The 14,521-nt window shown below is 67.0% G+C and carries 13 protein-coding genes; 4 read left to right on the forward strand and 9 right to left on the reverse strand.

All coding sequences use genetic code 11. From position 1 onward, the window contains the following. Positions 1-32: 32 nt before the first annotated feature. Complete coding sequence (locus IFR23_RS15630) at positions 33-1,010, reverse strand: NAD(P)H-dependent glycerol-3-phosphate dehydrogenase (protein ID WP_192976696.1); 978 nt, start codon at positions 1,008-1,010, stop codon at positions 33-35. Continuing rightward, positions 1,007-2,032 carry a tRNA (adenosine(37)-N6)-threonylcarbamoyltransferase complex transferase subunit TsaD gene (gene tsaD, locus IFR23_RS15635; RefSeq protein WP_192976697.1) on the reverse strand — a complete coding sequence of 342 codons (1,026 nt, stop codon included), beginning with the start codon at positions 2,030-2,032 and terminating at the stop codon, positions 1,007-1,009. The genes IFR23_RS15630 and tsaD overlap by 4 nt, the downstream gene beginning before the upstream one ends. A gap of 64 nt (positions 2,033-2,096) precedes the next feature. Between tsaD and hemC the strand changes: the two genes are divergently transcribed. Both hemC and IFR23_RS20320 read left to right on the forward strand, forming a co-directional pair. Then, a complete protein-coding gene (hemC, locus tag IFR23_RS15640) occupies positions 2,097-3,002 on the forward strand; it encodes a hydroxymethylbilane synthase (RefSeq protein ID WP_446740922.1) in 906 nt (301 codons plus the stop codon). Next, positions 2,999-4,648, forward strand: coding sequence for a uroporphyrinogen-III synthase (locus IFR23_RS20320; protein WP_244655729.1), 1,650 nt, complete (start codon positions 2,999-3,001; stop codon positions 4,646-4,648). Before hemC ends, IFR23_RS20320 begins: the two co-directional genes overlap by 4 nt. A gap of 258 nt (positions 4,649-4,906) precedes the next feature. Here IFR23_RS20320 and IFR23_RS15655 read toward each other — a convergent pair whose 3' ends face one another. From IFR23_RS15655 to IFR23_RS15665, 3 genes are all read right to left on the reverse strand, one after another. Beyond that, complete coding sequence (locus IFR23_RS15655; RefSeq protein WP_192976699.1) at positions 4,907-5,050, reverse strand: hypothetical protein; 144 nt, start codon at positions 5,048-5,050, stop codon at positions 4,907-4,909. Positions 5,051-5,373: 323 nt separating this feature from the next. Beyond that, on the reverse strand, positions 5,374-6,165 hold the full coding sequence (locus IFR23_RS15660) for a DUF72 domain-containing protein (RefSeq protein WP_192976700.1): 792 nt from the start codon (positions 6,163-6,165) through the stop codon (positions 5,374-5,376). Positions 6,166-6,206: 41 nt separating this feature from the next. Then, positions 6,207-6,872 carry a Crp/Fnr family transcriptional regulator gene (locus tag IFR23_RS15665; RefSeq protein WP_192976701.1) on the reverse strand — a complete coding sequence of 222 codons (666 nt, stop codon included), beginning with the start codon at positions 6,870-6,872 and terminating at the stop codon, positions 6,207-6,209. 94 nt (positions 6,873-6,966) lie between these two features. Here IFR23_RS15665 and IFR23_RS15670 point away from each other — a divergent pair, with 94 nt between their 5' ends. Next, positions 6,967-7,764: a class II aldolase/adducin family protein gene (locus IFR23_RS15670; protein ID WP_192976702.1), complete on the forward strand. Its 798-nt coding sequence runs from the start codon at positions 6,967-6,969 to the stop codon at positions 7,762-7,764. A 162-nt stretch (positions 7,765-7,926) separates the two neighbouring features. After that, positions 7,927-8,958, forward strand: coding sequence for an alpha-hydroxy-acid oxidizing protein (locus tag IFR23_RS15675; RefSeq protein ID WP_244655734.1), 1,032 nt, complete (start codon positions 7,927-7,929; stop codon positions 8,956-8,958). A 10-nt stretch (positions 8,959-8,968) separates the two neighbouring features. Here the strand turns inward: IFR23_RS15675 and IFR23_RS15680 are convergent, their stop codons facing one another. The 4 genes from IFR23_RS15680 to IFR23_RS15695 all read right to left on the reverse strand — a co-directional run bounded on the left by IFR23_RS15680 (position 8,969) and on the right by IFR23_RS15695 (position 14,518). After that, entirely contained in the window at positions 8,969-9,154 is a 186-nt protein-coding gene (locus IFR23_RS15680) for a Trm112 family protein (protein WP_342344979.1), read from the reverse strand. After that, complete coding sequence (locus IFR23_RS15685; RefSeq protein ID WP_056064511.1) at positions 9,151-9,792, reverse strand: LON peptidase substrate-binding domain-containing protein; 642 nt, start codon at positions 9,790-9,792, stop codon at positions 9,151-9,153. The genes IFR23_RS15680 and IFR23_RS15685 overlap by 4 nt, the downstream gene beginning before the upstream one ends. Beyond that, the gene (locus IFR23_RS15690) at positions 9,789-10,685 is read right to left on the reverse strand and encodes a tetratricopeptide repeat protein (protein WP_192976809.1); all 897 of its coding nucleotides are present in this window, start codon (positions 10,683-10,685) and stop codon (positions 9,789-9,791) included. The genes IFR23_RS15685 and IFR23_RS15690 overlap by 4 nt, the downstream gene beginning before the upstream one ends. 314 nt (positions 10,686-10,999) lie before the next feature. Further along, positions 11,000-14,518, reverse strand: a complete 3,519-nt coding sequence (locus tag IFR23_RS15695; protein ID WP_192976703.1) for an error-prone DNA polymerase — start codon at positions 14,516-14,518, stop codon at positions 11,000-11,002. Positions 14,519-14,521: the final 3 nt, after the last annotated feature.

Raw genomic sequence — 14,521 nt, forward strand, 5'->3', positions numbered from 1 at the left:
CGAGGCAAGCCCATTCGCGGATCGCCTGGCGGTCAGCCCGCCTCGCCCTTCAGCGGCCGGGCGAGCAGGTCGCCGATCACGTCGCTCACCGGAGCGCCCTCCAATAGGCGGCAGACCGCTTCGGTGATCGGCATGTCAACACGCGCGTCGCGGGCGGCCTCGCGCAGGACGGGCGCAGTGAAAGCGCCTTCCGCGACGGTCCGGCGATCTGCCAGCAAGGTCGCCGCCGAATCGCCGCGCCCGAGGCCGACACCCAGCGAGAAGTTGCGCGAACTCGTCGAGGAACAGGTGAGCACGAGATCGCCCAGCCCGGAAAGCCCGGCGAGTGTCTCCGCGCGCGCGCCGCGTGCCAGCCCGAACCGCGTCATCTCCGCGAACCCGCGCGCGATCAACGCCGCCCGCGCGTTCTGGCCGAGCCCTGCCCCCTCGACCACGCCGCAACCGATCGCGAGGACGTTCTTCACCGCGCCACCGATCTCCGCGCCTGCGACGTCAGTCGAGGCGTAGGTCCGGAAATGCCGCGCGGCGAGACGTGTCGCGAGCCGCTCACCGAGTTCGGCATCCTGGCAGGCCAGCGTCACCGCGGTCGGCAACCCGGCAGCAACTTCGTGCGCAAAGGTCGGTCCCGAGAGCACCGCGATCGGCGCATCGGGATGCACCGCGCGCGCGACCTCGCCAACGAGACGCTTGCTTCCCGCCTCGATCCCCTTCGCGCACAGCACGAGCGGAATGCGGCCGATCGGGGCGGCGGCGAGCACGCTGCCGACGTGCTGGGCGGGCGCGACGACGAGGATCGCATCCATCTCCGCCAGCGCGGCGAGGTCGTCGGTCGCGTGGATCGTCGGCGACAGCGCGACGCCGCCAAGGAACAGCGTGTTCTCATGGGCGGTGTTGATCGATTCGATGACGGCGGTTTCGCGCGCCCAAAGGATCACGTCGCGGCCACCATTGGCTGCGACCTGAGCCAGGGCGGTGCCCCACGCCCCGCCACCGATGACGCCGATTTTCATGCCTTCACCCCTGCGCCACGCACCGCTTCGGCATTCGGATCGAGCGGCCAGCGGGGACGCGCGGCGACATCGAGCGGATCGGTGAGGCCCGCGGCGAATCGCTCGGCCCCTGCCCAGCCGATCATCGCGGCGTTGTCGGTGCACAGCCACAAGGGCGGCGCGACGAAACGGAGACGGTGGGCGCTGGCGAGGCCCTGCAAGGCAGTACGGACCGCGGTGTTGGCCGCGACCCCGCCGGCGACGACGAGCGCGGTGGCGCCATGCGATGTCCGCAAAGCCTTGGTCGTGCGGTCGATCAGGCAGTCCACCACCGCCGCCTGGAACGACGCGGCGATATCCTCGGGTGAATATTGGCCGACGACGCGCGCGACCGCGCTCTTCAGGCCGGCGAACGAGAAATGCGGCTCGGCCGAGCCTTTGAGCGGGCGCGGCAATGGGACTGCCCTGGGATCCCCCAACGCCGCAGCGCGCTCGACCGCGGGGCCTCCGGGGAAGCCAAGCCCGAGCAGCTTGGCGGTCTTGTCGAACGCCTCGCCCGCCGCATCGTCGATCGTCGTGGCAAGGCGCCGATACGCACCGACGCCCTCGACCAGCAGCAACTGGCAATGTCCGCCCGACACTAGCAGCAGCAGATAGGGAAACTCCAGGTCCGGGTCCGACAGGCGCGGCGAGAGCGCGTGGCCCTCGAGATGATTGACCGCGATCAACGGCTTCCCCGCGGCGTGCGCGAGCGCCTTGCCGGTGACGAGCCCGACCATCACCCCGCCGATCAGCCCCGGCCCAGCGGTCGCGGCGATCGCATCGACATCCGCCAGCGTCAGCTTCGCGTCGGCCAGCGCCGCGACGATCAGCGGCTCCAGCGCCTCGACATGCGCGCGCGCGGCGATCTCGGGGACGACGCCGCCGAACGGAGCGTGCGCCGCTTCCTGCCCGAGCAGCCGGTGCGCGAGGACCTGCCGGTCGCCGGTGACGAGCGCAGCGGCGGTTTCGTCGCAGGAGGATTCGATGCCGAGAATGATCATCGCGTGTCTGTATAGGCCTGCGTGAAGCTTGTCGAAGGGGGCCCCTTTCTGCATGGCACGCAGCATGACAGTTTTTCGGCTCGGTACGCGCGGTTCGCCGCTGGCGCTCACCCAGGCAGGCCTGGTCCGCGATGCGTTGTGTGCGGCGCATGGCTGGTCGCCTGACAAGGTCGAGACGGTCGTGATCCGCACGACGGGCGACCGTGTCCAGGATCGCGCGCTCGCCGAGATCGGCGGCAAGGCGCTGTGGACCAGGGAGCTCGACCGCGCGCTCCACGACGGCGACATCGACTGCGCGGTGCATTCGATGAAGGACGTCGAGACGATCCGCCCACACACGCTGAGGATCGCCGCGATGCTGCCGCGGGCCGACGTGCGCGATCGGCTGATCGGTGCGGAGACCTTTGCCGACCTGCGCCCGGGCGCCGTCGTCGGGACGAGTTCGCCGCGACGCCGCGCGCAGATGCTGCGGCTGCGGCCCGACCTGGAGATCGTGCTGATCCGCGGCAACGTCGACACGCGGCTCGGCCGGGTGGCGAGCGGCGAGATGGATGCCACGCTGCTCGCCGCCGCGGGGCTCGATCGCCTCGGGCGCGACGACGGCCATGCGATCCCGACCGACATCATGCTACCCGCGCCGGCGCAGGGCGCGGTCGGGATCGAGGTCCTCGACGGTAGCGCCGCGCACGCGATCGTCGCCGCGATCGACCATGCCGACACCAGCCTGTGCGTGCTGACCGAGCGCGCGTTGCTCGCCAGGCTCGGGGCGGACTGCCACTCTCCGGTCGCGGCGCTCGCGTCGCTGGCGGGGGAGACGCTGACGTTGCGCGCCGAGCTGATCGCCGAGGACGGCACGTGCGACGTCGCCGGATCGATCGAGGGCAGTGCTGGCGAAGACCTGGGTACGATGCTGGCGGTCGACCTTCTCACGCGCGCCCCGGCCAGCGTCCGCCGGCTGTTCACGGCATGACGTCGCCCCACGCGGTCGTCGTGGTGCGGCCGGAGCCCGGCAATGCGCGGACTGCGGCGGCGCTGCGGGCGTTAGGGCTCGACGTACGGCAGGTTCCGCTGTTCGCCGTAACGCCGGTCGACTGGAGCGCGCCCGATCCGGCAGCGTTCGACGGGCTGTTGCTGACCAGCGCGAACGCGGTGCGGCATGGTGGCGCAGGACTGGACGCGTTGAAGCGCCTGCCGGTGGTGGCGGTCGGCGCTGCGACTGCCACGGCGGCGAGCGACGCGGGTTTTGCGGTCGCGGTGACCGGGTCGGGCGACGCGCGCGATGCCGTCTCCGAGGCGCGCGATCGCGGTTTTGCGCGACTGTTGCATCTCGCCGGGCGCGATCGTGCCCCGACCGGCGACGGGATCGAGGCCATTACGGTCTACGCGAGCGATGATGTGCCGATCGACGCTACGGTTGCGCAGTCGTTCGTCGACACCGTCGTGCTGCTGCACTCCGAACGCGCCGCGGCTCGGTTGAAGGATATGCTCGATACGGCGGACATTGCCCAATCCGGAATCGAGATCGCCGCGATCAGCGCCGCCGTCGCCGAAGCGGCCGGAACCGGCTGGGCGACCGTCTCGATCGCCCCGCAACCGAGCGATCCGGCACTCGTAGCACTCGCTGCTGCACGTGCGAACATACGCGCGATTGACCATCCGGTGCGCGGCGGGGATAAGCACGCCATGAGCGACTACGTGCCGACCGATCGCCCACGGGCACGCGGACCCCGAATGGGCGTCATCATCGCCCTTACCGCGCTCGCGTTTATCGCCGGGCTCGGGCTGATGGCCTATGCGGCGAAGATGCTGCCGTGGTTCAAGGCCACGCAGGCGACGGCGGCCGCGTCGTCCGCCGCGCGGCAAAAGCTGGCGGCCGGCAATTCGGGCTATATCCCCGCACAACCGCTAGGTCCGGACGGTGAGCCGCAGGCAGCGGCACCGATAGATACGACGGTCCTGGCCACGCGAGAGGCGACGCTGGCCGGCCAGCTCACCGCACTCGAGGCGCGCACGGCCACGATCACCACCGATGCCGCCGCCGCCGGCGCACAGGCTACGCGCGCCGAAGGGCTGCTGGTGGCCTTCGCAGCTCGCCGTGCGCTCGATCGCGGCGTCGGGCTCGGCTATCTGGAAGAGCAAGTACGCCTGCGGTTCGGCCAGGCGCAGCCCCGCGCGACGACGTTGCTGATCCAGGCCGCACGCCAACCGGTGACTCTGGAAGATCTGCGCCAGGGGCTCGACGCGATCGCACCGGACATCACCAGCTCGACCGGCGAGAACTGGCTCGATACCATCCAGCATCAGATCGACACGCTCGTGGTACTCCGCAAGGCGGGCACCCCCTCGCCGATGCCGGCGGATCGCCTCGCGCGGGCACGCCGCTTGTTGGGCGCGGGCCAAGTCGAAGCGGCACGGGCCGAAGTCGCGCGCCTGCCCGGCGCCGCCCAGGCCGGCAACTGGATGGATGCGGCACGACGCTATGTCGTCGCACGCCAGGCGCTCGACGTGATCGAAAACACCGCGTTGATCGGCCAGGCCGGACAGCCTCAGCCGGCACCGGTGGTGATCCCCGCCACGCCGGTCGAGACGACCGCTCCCGAGTCCGACGGGATCTAAACCGATCGATTGCTACGCGCTCTGTGGCAAATGCCTCGATTGCGCATGATCGGTGTTGGAGAAGCACGTTGCAGGGCCATCATTTCGGAATGCAGGCCGCTGGCGAGCTATTCGAGCGATATTTCCAAAAGCTGCTGATCCGCGTCGCCACCATTGGACCGTTATCCCGACCCGAACGTCGGAGGATCAACGATCGCTTTCGGGATCGCATCTTCAGCTAGCGGCGTGGTTGATGCTGCTCACTGCCCCAGAATACATCTACCGGTTGCGATAGAGAAGCTTGGTATATTCGTGCCTCAAGGTCTCCTGGTCCGCGTCCGAAAGCGTCCCGCTCTTGAGCGTCACGAGGTTCGCCACCTTCATCCGGAACGCGGCAACACGCTTTTCCCGTTGCTGCCGCATCGTCGGCGTATCGCCCCCCCATCCACGACCGCGCAAGACATCGCGATCCGGGTTGATCCCGCGAAAGGGATCCGAATAGGGTGTGTAGGACTGAGGCGGCTGGAAAGCTTGTGCGTTTGCCATCGTCGAAAAGCACATGACGGCACATGATACTGCCAACTTCATCGAGCGCTCCCTTCAATACAGTAAGGTCGATCGCACGGACCATTGCGGTCCTGAACTACCGTATCGGATTTTCTCTGAACGATCGACCGACTTGTAGCCATGTCGGCAACATATCGAACCTCACCGTCAGCGAAAGCATTACCTGAATACTGCCAGACTTACTCTCGAACTCGCTCGATCAGCGCCATCGCTGCATGGGGTGCGCGAACCTTCGCGCCGTTGATGAAGAACATGAACGTCTCTCGCGGCGTCTTCGCCGGCGCGGCGTCCTCGACATAGGGCAGACCGTCAGGCCGTCCCCCCGCCGCCCAGATCCTCGCCTTGTCCGCCCATCCGTCCAGCGCAGTCGGCGCATAGCCGGCTACGAAGCGCTCCTCGGCATCCTCGAGTCGCACATAGACGAAGTCGCCGGTCACGTCGGCGATCGCGGGGTATTCCGCCGACTGCGCGAAGACGATCGCGACGCCGGCATCGCGGCACATCGCGACGAACTCCGGCACCGCGAAACTCTCGTGACGGACCTGGATAGCGTGGCGCAACGCGAGCCCGTCCTGCTCGAGCGGCAACAGCTTCAGGAACGCGGCGAAATCGTCGGCGTCGAATTTCTTGGTGGCCATGAACTGCCACAGGATCGGTCCGAGCCGATCGCCGAGCTCGACGATCCCCTGACCGGTGAACTTGGCGATAGACTCCCCCGCGTCGGCCAGCACCTTCCGGTTGGTGCAGTAGCGCGACGCCTTGAGCGAAAAGACGAACCCGTCCGGCACCGCCTTCGCCCAGGATGCGAACGTCGCGGGCTTCTGGCTGCCATAATAGGTGCCGTTGATCTCGATCGCGGTGACGTGCTCGGCGGCATAGTCGAGCTCGCGCTTCTGCGGCCATTTCTCCGGATAGAAGGTCCCGCGCCACGGCTCGTAGGTCCAGCCGCCAATACCGATTCTGATCGTCATGGGCGCGAGTGTAGCGCGCGGGAGAAGGGCTTGGCGATGCCCTATTCGGTGATGACGCCGCGCAGCCCCGGCAGGTCGAGAATGCGAACCTGCGCATAGGCGACCGCGACCAGGCCATCGCGCTCGAACCGCTTCAGGTGGCGGTTGAGCGTCTGGCGCGCGATACCGACCACGCCGGCAAGCTCCTCCTGCCGGATCGTGATCCGACCATCCCCCGCCTGCGACGCGCGCATCAGCGCCTGCGCCAGTCGCACTCGGATCGATTGCCCGACGCTCTGCGCGATGAACCGTAAGGCGGTGCGTTGGTGCGCGCACACGAGCAGTCCGAGATCGCGGTAAAGCTCCGGGTCCGCCACCGCCGCCCGCGCGAACGCCGCCACTGGCACATGCAGCAGACGCGCCGTGCCGAACGCCGTCGCATCATGCGGCCGTGGATGCCCGTCCAGCGTCGACAATTCCCCGAACCACGTCCCCGGCCGCACGATCAGCGCGAGCAGTTCGGCACCATTGGCGGACAAACCCTTCAACCGGACCTGCCCGTCCAGAACCGCCCACAATCCGTTCGGGGGATCGCCGGAGCCGTAGATCCGCGCGCCGTTCTCCAGCAGCTCGACTCGCGCCTCCTGCAACAGGCGCTCGCGACGGCCCGCCGGTATCGCGCCGAACCAGCTATCGGTCGCCAGTATCGTGTGATCCACATCGTGCATCGCGCAAGGCTAGGCGAAATTTAGAGATTGTCACCATCGAGACAAAGTTTGTCGAAGGCCGGTCGTACAAGGGAACAAACATAGGAGGCGGATGATGGCGACGGCATTGAAGGCGATGGAACCAACGGCGGCGGCAACGCCGATCAAGGATCAGGTATCGGCCGAAGAATGGGCGCTGCGCGTCGATCTCGCCGCCGCGTACCGGCTGGTCGCGCTCTACGGCTGGGACGATCTGATCTTCACGCATCTGTCCGCGCGCGTCCCCGGCCCCGAGCATCATTTCCTGATCAATCCGTACACGCACATGTTCGAGGAGATCACCGCATCGTCGCTGGTCAAGATCGACGTCGACGGCAACAAGGTCATGGACACCCCTGCCCCGGTCAACCGCGCCGGCTTCGTGATCCACTCCGCGGTCCACGCCGCGCGCCACGATGCGGTGGCGGTGCTGCATCTCCACACGCCGCACGGCCAGGCGGTGTCGGCGATGGCCGAGGGGCTGCTCCCGCATACGCAGACGGCGATGATCGCCGGGCACGACGTCGCCTATCACGACTTCGAGGGCATCGCGACGGAACTGGAGGAACGCGAGCGGCTGGTGCAGGATCTCGGCACCAAGAACGCGATGATCCTGCGCAACCACGGCACGCTGACGGTGGGCGAGTCGGTGCCGCAGGCGTTCCTGCGGATGTATTTCCTCGAACGCGCCTGCGAGGCACAGGTCCTGATGCTGAGCGCCGGTCGCGAGAACCTGAACAACCCGAACCAGGGCGTCGCGGAGAAGGTCGAGGGGCAATCGAGCGGTGCAGGCATGCGCATGCTCGCCGATGGACTCGCCTGGCCGGCGTTGCTGCGCAAGCTCGACCGGGTCAATCCGGGCTATCGGGACTGATCGCGACGAGCTTCGGAGGGCAGCGCATGCCGCATTACGGCGATTACCAGAACGAAATCTATTTCGCCGGGCTCGCCGGGGTCGTCCCGAAAGTCCCGGGTCGACTTCGCATCGCTCGAGGCTCGGGCGGCAGCGGCACTGCCACCGTCGGTACTCGGCTATCTGCAAGGTGGGTGCGGCGACGAGTTCACGCAGCGCCAGAATGCCGACGCGTTCCGGCATTGGGGCATGACCCCGCGGATGATGGTCGACGCCATGCGCCGCGACCTGTCGATCGACCTGTTCGGGATGACGCTGCCCAGCCCGATCTTCATGAGCCCGGTCGGGATCAACGGCCTCTGCACGCAGGACGGCCACGGCGATCTCGCCGCCGCGCGGGCCGCCGCGACGACCAGCGTCCCGCTGATCCAGTCGACGCTGTCGAACGATCCGCTCGAGGACGTCGCCGCGGCGATGGGCGACACGCCCGGTTTCTTCCAGCTCTACACGCCCAAGGACAAGCCGCTCGCCGAGAGCCTCGTCCACCGTGCCGAGGCGGCGGGATACAAGGCGATCGTCGTCACGCTCGACACCTGGGTCACCGGCTGGCGCCCGCGCGACCTGAACGTCGCGAACTTCCCGCAACTGCGCGGCCACGTGCTGGAGAATTACCTCAGCGACCCAGTCTTCCGCGCGATGCTCGCCAAGCCACCGCGCGAGGATTTGCCCGCGGCGGTGCGGCAATGGGCCGGGACGTTCGGCAAGGTGCTGACGTGGGACGACATGCCGTGGCTGCGGTCGATGACCAAGCTGCCGATCGTCCTGAAGGGGATCTGCCATCCCGACGACGCGAGGCGCGCGATCGATCTGGGTGCGGACGCAATCTATTGCTCCAACCATGGCGGCCGCCAGGCGAATGGCGGGATCGCCGCGATCGACATGCTGCCCGCGGTGGTCGCGGCGAGCGGGACCGTGCCGGTGCTGTTCGACTCCGGCGTCCGGTCAGGCAGCGACGTCGTCAAAGCACTCGCACTCGGCGCCACCGCGGTCGGGATCGGCCGGCCCTACACGTACGGTCTGGCGCTTGATGGTGCGAACGGCGCGGCGCATGTGCTGAAGTGCATCCTCGCCGAAGCCGACCTGCTCATGGCCGTAAACGGCTACCCGACGCTCGCTGCCGTCCGAGAGGCCGGCGCGACGCGGACGGGGTATTGAAGCAAGACGATCAGGCGGCGGTCTCGTCGATCCGGCGTGCCTCTTCGACAAGCATCACCGGCACGCCATCGCGGATCGGGTAAGCAAGGCCGGCCGCGTCCGAAATCAGTTCCTGCGCAGGCTCGTCATAGCGGAGCGGCGTGCGCGTCATCGGGCAAACGAGACGTTCGAGCAGCCAGGGATCGAGCGCGCTCACTGCAACGTCACCGATTCGTCACCGTCGTGCCGCCCGAAGAACTGCATCAGCTGGATGATCAGTTCGGCGCGCTGCTCGATATCCGGCGCCTCGAGCAGCGCCTGCTTGGCGGCCGCATCGAACGGCGCGATCTGCGCGATGCCGTTGACCAAGCTCTCGTCGTCGAGCCGGCCGACCGCATCCCAATCGACCGCATAGCCCTGCATGTCCGCGAACCGACGCGACTCCAGTTCCAGCGACGATCGGCGCCCGAGCGACAGTGCATCGTCCTCGATCAACGGCAGCAGCTCAGCCTCGACCTGTCGGAACGCGGTCGTCACGTCGAGTTCGCGGACGATCCGGAACAGCGCGATGCCCTCCAGCACGACGTTGTACCGCCCGTCGTCGAGCGCCTCGACCTCGGCGATCTTGCCGACGCAGCCGATGTCGTACAGCGCGTCCGCGTCGTCATGCGGTCCGCCCCGCGGCTGGATCATCCCGATCCGCCGGTCGCGCGCCATCGCATCGCTGATCATCGCCCGATAGCGCGGCTCGAACATGTGCAGCGGCAGGTGCATGCCGGGGAACAGCAACGCCCCCGGCAACGGGAAGATCGACAGCCGCGTGGTGGCGCGCGGGGGGGCGGACTCGGTGGTCATCCGAACAGGATCGCAGACAGGCGGCGGCGTTGTCCAGACACCCAGGGATCCTCGAGCCCGACGACTTCGAACAGTTTCAGCAACTGCGTCCGCGCCGCGCCCTCGTTCCAGTCGCGCTCGGTGGCGATGATACCGAGGAACGTGTCGGCTGCGGCATCACGGTCGTTCGCCGCCATCTGGCCGTTGGCGAGCGCGAACCGGGCCTGCAGGTCGTCAGGGTTCGCCTCGACCGCAGCAAGCAGCGGCGACAGGTCCTCGACCGGGGGCGCGGACTGAGCGAGTGCGAGTGCCGCCTGCGCACGGTGGATCGCCGGGTCCTTGGCGATCGCCGGATCGAGGTTCGCCAGCCAGTCCGCCGCCTCGTCGAGTTGCCCGGTCGCGACCAGTGCGCGAACGAAGCCGGCATGGACCTGCGGATGCTCGGGCGCGATCTCGGCGATCTCGCGGAAGATGCCGAGCGCGCGATCGCCGTCGCCTTCCGTTAGCGCCTCTTCGCCGATCGCGATCAGCGGCTCGACATCGGCTGCCGCATCCGCCGGCCCGGCCTCGATCGGCAACTGCTTGAGCAACTGGTCGAGGATCACGCGCAGCTGCGATTCGGTGCGCGCGCTGGTCATGTCGGCGACCAGCTGGCCCTGGAACATCGCGTAGACGGTCGGGATCGACTTGATCTGGAATTGCGCGGCGATGAACTGGTTCTTGTCGGTATCGACCTTCGCCAGCACGACGCCCTTGTCGGCATAATCCGCCGCGACCTTCTCCAGCGTCGGCGTCAGCGCCTTGCACGGCCCGCACCATTCCGCCCAGAAATCGATGATCACGAGGCTGGTCATCGACGGTTCGACGACGTCGCGACGGAACGCCTCGACGGCGTCCTTCTCCGCGGGGGACATTCCAAGCGTGGCCAAGTTCAACTCCCGTGTAATTCTCGCGTGCTATCTGGGGCGCCCCCGCGGCGAATGCCACCTCTAGAGGCCACCTGTAGAGCATCGCGGTCGAAATTCCACGTGGCGGCGGCGCCGTTGAAGCGGCCCGTCGATCCTTGGTCCGTCACCCCAGACCCGTCACCCCAGCGAAAGCTGGGGTATCCCCGTGAGGCGGTGGTCGCGTGCCACGTGAGATACCCCAGCTTTCGCTGGGGTGACGGCCGTAGGATTCGAGACGAGCCTTGGGCTCGACGAGATCGGGATCCGAGACGGGATTGGCATCAATGGAAGTCGCGCGATTTGGGCAGCACGCGGACGTCCCGGGGATGCTGGGCGCGCGGATGCTGGGCACGCGGTGTCCGTCCGTCAGGGCCGCGTGGGAGGACAGGCCGGATCACCTCGTCGACTCGCGCGAGCGGCGGCTCCAGCGCCTGATCTTCCGACAACAGCCTCAGCATGTCGCTGCGATCCTGCACCCGCGACGTCATCAGGTGCGTGACACCTTCCTCGCTGCGCTGGATCACGCCCTCCAGCACCATCAGCCGCGAGGCCATCACCGCGCGGCGGTTCGCCTCGAAGTCGCGCGCCCACATCAGGCCGTTGGTGATCCCGGTCTCGTCCTCGATCGTCACGAAGATCGCATTGCCCTTGCCCGGCCGCTGGCGGACCAGCACCACGCCCGCCACTTTCGCGCGCCGCCCGTCCTTCGTCGCGTTGGCCTGCGCGCTCGACAGGATCCCCTCGGCGGCAAAGCGTTCGCGGAGGAACTGCATCGGATGCGCCTTCAACGACAGCCGCGTCGTCTGGTAATCCGCCGCAACCTGTTCGGACAGCGGCATCGCCGGCAGATGCGCGTCGGGCTCCTGGCCAAGCTCGGGCACCTCGGCGGCGGCGAACAGCGCAAGCTGCTTGGGCGGCGTCCGGCGCAAATCCCACAAAGCCTCGCGCCGCTCCTTAGCCACCGATCGAAACGCATCCGCATCGGCCAGCAGGTTCATCGCCCGCTGCGGCAAATTGGCGCGCCGCGCGAGTTCCTCGATGCTAGCGAACGGCGTGGTCCGAACGCGAACGATCTCGTCGGCCCAGTCTTTGCGAAACCCATCCACCTGCCGAAACCCGAGCCGCACATCCTCCCCGGCACGGGGAGGGGGACCATCCGCAGGATGGTGGAGGGGGGCCGCCGCAGACGCTCCGCCTGGAAGGGTGGCAGTCGAAAGCTCGCCGTCAGTAACAGGAACATCCGCAAGCGATACGTCCGCGGAAGCCCCCCTCCACCCCGCGTCGCGCGCCCCTCCCGGTGCCGGGGAGGATAAGCTGTTATCCCACCCGCTCGCATTCACATCGACCGGCAGCACGGTAACCCCGTGCTCCACGGCATCCCGCACCAGTTGCGCCGGCGCATAAAACCCCATCGGCTGCGAATTGAGCAACGCGCAACAGAACACCGCTGGGTGAAAACATTTGATCCACGACGACACATACACCAGCCGCGCGAACGAAAGGGCGTGGCTCTCTGGAAACCCGTAGGATCCAAACCCCTCGATCTGCTTGAAACAGCGTTCGGCGAACTCGCGCTCGTAGCCACGGGCGACCATGCCCTCGACCATCTTGACCTGAAAGTTCTCCATCTTGCCGACGTTGCGGAACGTCGCCATCGCCCGGCGGAGTTGGTTGGCTTCCTCAGGCGTGAACTTGGCCGCAACGATCGCAAGTTTCATCGCCTGTTCCTGGAACAGAGGCACGCCAAGCGTCTTTTCCAGCACGTCGCGCAGTTCGCCGGCAGGGCCGTGGAGCGGCGAAGGCGAGGGATATTCGACTTTCTCCTTCTTCGCTCGTCGACGTAGATACGGATGCACCATGTCGCCTTCGATCGGTCCCGGCCGAACGATCGCAACTTGAACGACCAAGTCGTACAACTCCTTGGGCCGGAGGCGCGGCAGCATGTTTATCTGCGCGCGGCTCTCCACTTGGAACACACCGATGCTGTCACCCTTGCACAGCATATCGTAGACCGGCTTTGCAGCATCCGGGATCGTATCGAGGTCGTGGTCGCCAAGGCCGTGTGACCGCATGAGGTCGAAGCTCTTGCGGATGCACGTCAGCATCCCGAGCGCCAGGATGTCGACCTTCATCAGGCCAAGACAATCGATATCGTCCTTGTCCCATTCGATGAAGGTGCGATCCACCATCGCGCCATTGTGGATCGGCACCATCTCGTCGAGACGGCCCTGGGTCAGTACGAAACCGCCGACATGCTGCGACAAATGGCGCGGGAACTGAAGCAGCCGGTCGACCATGTCGTGCAGGCGTGCGATCTCGGGGTTTCCAGGATCGAAGCCGGTCTCCTTCAACCGTTGCTCGCCGAACCGACTGGAAAAGCTGCCCCAGACCGTACTGGTCAGCCGATGAGTCACGTCCTCGGTCAGGCCAAGTGCCTTGCCGACCTCGCGTACGGTGCTGCGGGGTCGGTAATGGATGACGGTCGCAGCGATAGCAGCGCGATCCCGACCATAGCGGCGGTAGATGTACTGCATCACCTCCTCGCGCCGTTCATGCTCGAAATCGACGTCGATATCCGGTGGTTCGTCGCGTTCGGCGCTGACGAACCGCGAGAACAGCAAATCGTATTTCATCGGGTCGACCGAAGTGACACCAAGCAGAAAGCATACGGCCGAATTGGCCGCGGACCCACGCCCCTGACATAGGATCGGCGGCTCTACGCTGCGTGCGTATCGGACGACATCGTGCACCGTGAGAAAGTAATAGGCGTATTCGCGTGCGCGGATCAGCCGGAACTCCTCGTACAGCAGCGCCAGCATCTTCTCGGGTACGCGTTCGCCGTACCGATCCAAAGCGCTTTCCCAGACGAGATGCTCCAGCCATCCCTGAGGGTCCCAGCCTGCGGGGACGGGCTCATGCGGATATTCGTATTTGAGTTCGTCGAGCGTGAAGTCGATCCGCGCCAGCAGCTTTGCCGTCTCGGCGATCGCGTGCGGCCGGTCGCGGTAAAGGTGTGCGATCTCGTCCGCATCCTTCAAATGGCGTTCGCCATTGGCACCGAGCCGTTTGCCGGCACGCTGGATCGTCGTGCCCTCACGGATGCAGGTGACGATGTCGTGAAGCGAGCGATCGTCGGCGACCGCATAACGCACGTCGTTGGTCGCCAGGATCGGCACGCGCGCCTTGACGGCGATCCGGGCCAGCCGGGTCTGGCGTCGCCGATCGCGACCGCCATGTGGCATCGTAACCCCAAGCCACACCGATCGCCGCGCAAGCGGACGGAGCGCGGCAAGCGTAGCCTCGAGACTGGCATCGTTGCGGACGGGAAGCACGAAATCCTTGTGTGCGACTGCCTGCCGCGCGGTGCACTCGGGCATGACGATCAACAGGATTTCGCCGAGATGCGCGAGCAGATCGTCGAAGCCGAGGATGCAGCCGCCTTTCTCGGCCCGCCGGTTGCCCAGCGTCAGCAGCCGCGTCAGCCGTCCCCATCCGGCCCGGGTTGCGGGATAGGCGACGATGTCCGGCGTACCGTCGGCGAATACGAGACGCGCGCCGACCACCAGCTTGAAATCGAACGGTGGCAGGTTCGCGCCGAGCTGCCCCCGTTTTGCGCGTTCCAGGGCATCATAGGCCCGGACCACGCCGGCAACCGTATTGCGATCGGCGATGCCGATACCGGCCAGCTTCAATTCGATCGCGCGGCCGACGATGTCGCTGGGGTGGCTCGCGCCATCGAGGAACGAGTAGTTGGTCGCGGCGACCAGTTCCGCGAACGCTGGCGCGGCCCGCCCGTTCATCCG

The organism is Sphingomonas sp. CFBP 13603 (assembly GCF_014892665.1).
Taxonomy (GTDB): domain Bacteria; phylum Pseudomonadota; class Alphaproteobacteria; order Sphingomonadales; family Sphingomonadaceae; genus Sphingomonas.

Excerpts from the sequence above, each read along its gene's own strand:
- IFR23_RS15690 (WP_192976809.1), bottom strand. The coding sequence starts at position 10,685 with ATGTCCCCCGCGGAGAAGGACGCCGTCGAGGCGTTCCGTCGCGACGTC.
- tsaD (WP_192976697.1), bottom strand. The coding sequence starts at position 2,032 with ATGATCATTCTCGGCATCGAATCCTCCTGCGACGAAACCGCCGCTGCG.
- IFR23_RS20320 (WP_244655729.1), top strand. The coding sequence starts at position 2,999 with ATGACGTCGCCCCACGCGGTCGTCGTGGTGCGGCCGGAGCCCGGCAAT.
- IFR23_RS15655 (WP_192976699.1), bottom strand. The coding sequence starts at position 5,050 with ATGCGGCAGCAACGGGAAAAGCGTGTTGCCGCGTTCCGGATGAAGGTG.
- IFR23_RS15630 (WP_192976696.1), bottom strand. The coding sequence starts at position 1,010 with ATGAAAATCGGCGTCATCGGTGGCGGGGCGTGGGGCACCGCCCTGGCT.
- hemC (WP_446740922.1), top strand. The coding sequence starts at position 2,097 with ATGACAGTTTTTCGGCTCGGTACGCGCGGTTCGCCGCTGGCGCTCACC.
- IFR23_RS15695 (WP_192976703.1), bottom strand. The coding sequence starts at position 14,518 with ATGAACGGGCGGGCCGCGCCAGCGTTCGCGGAACTGGTCGCCGCGACC.
- IFR23_RS15665 (WP_192976701.1), bottom strand. The coding sequence starts at position 6,872 with ATGCACGATGTGGATCACACGATACTGGCGACCGATAGCTGGTTCGGC.
- IFR23_RS15670 (WP_192976702.1), top strand. The coding sequence starts at position 6,967 with ATGGCGACGGCATTGAAGGCGATGGAACCAACGGCGGCGGCAACGCCG.
- IFR23_RS15685 (WP_056064511.1), bottom strand. The coding sequence starts at position 9,792 with ATGACCACCGAGTCCGCCCCCCCGCGCGCCACCACGCGGCTGTCGATC.
- IFR23_RS15660 (WP_192976700.1), bottom strand. The coding sequence starts at position 6,165 with ATGACGATCAGAATCGGTATTGGCGGCTGGACCTACGAGCCGTGGCGC.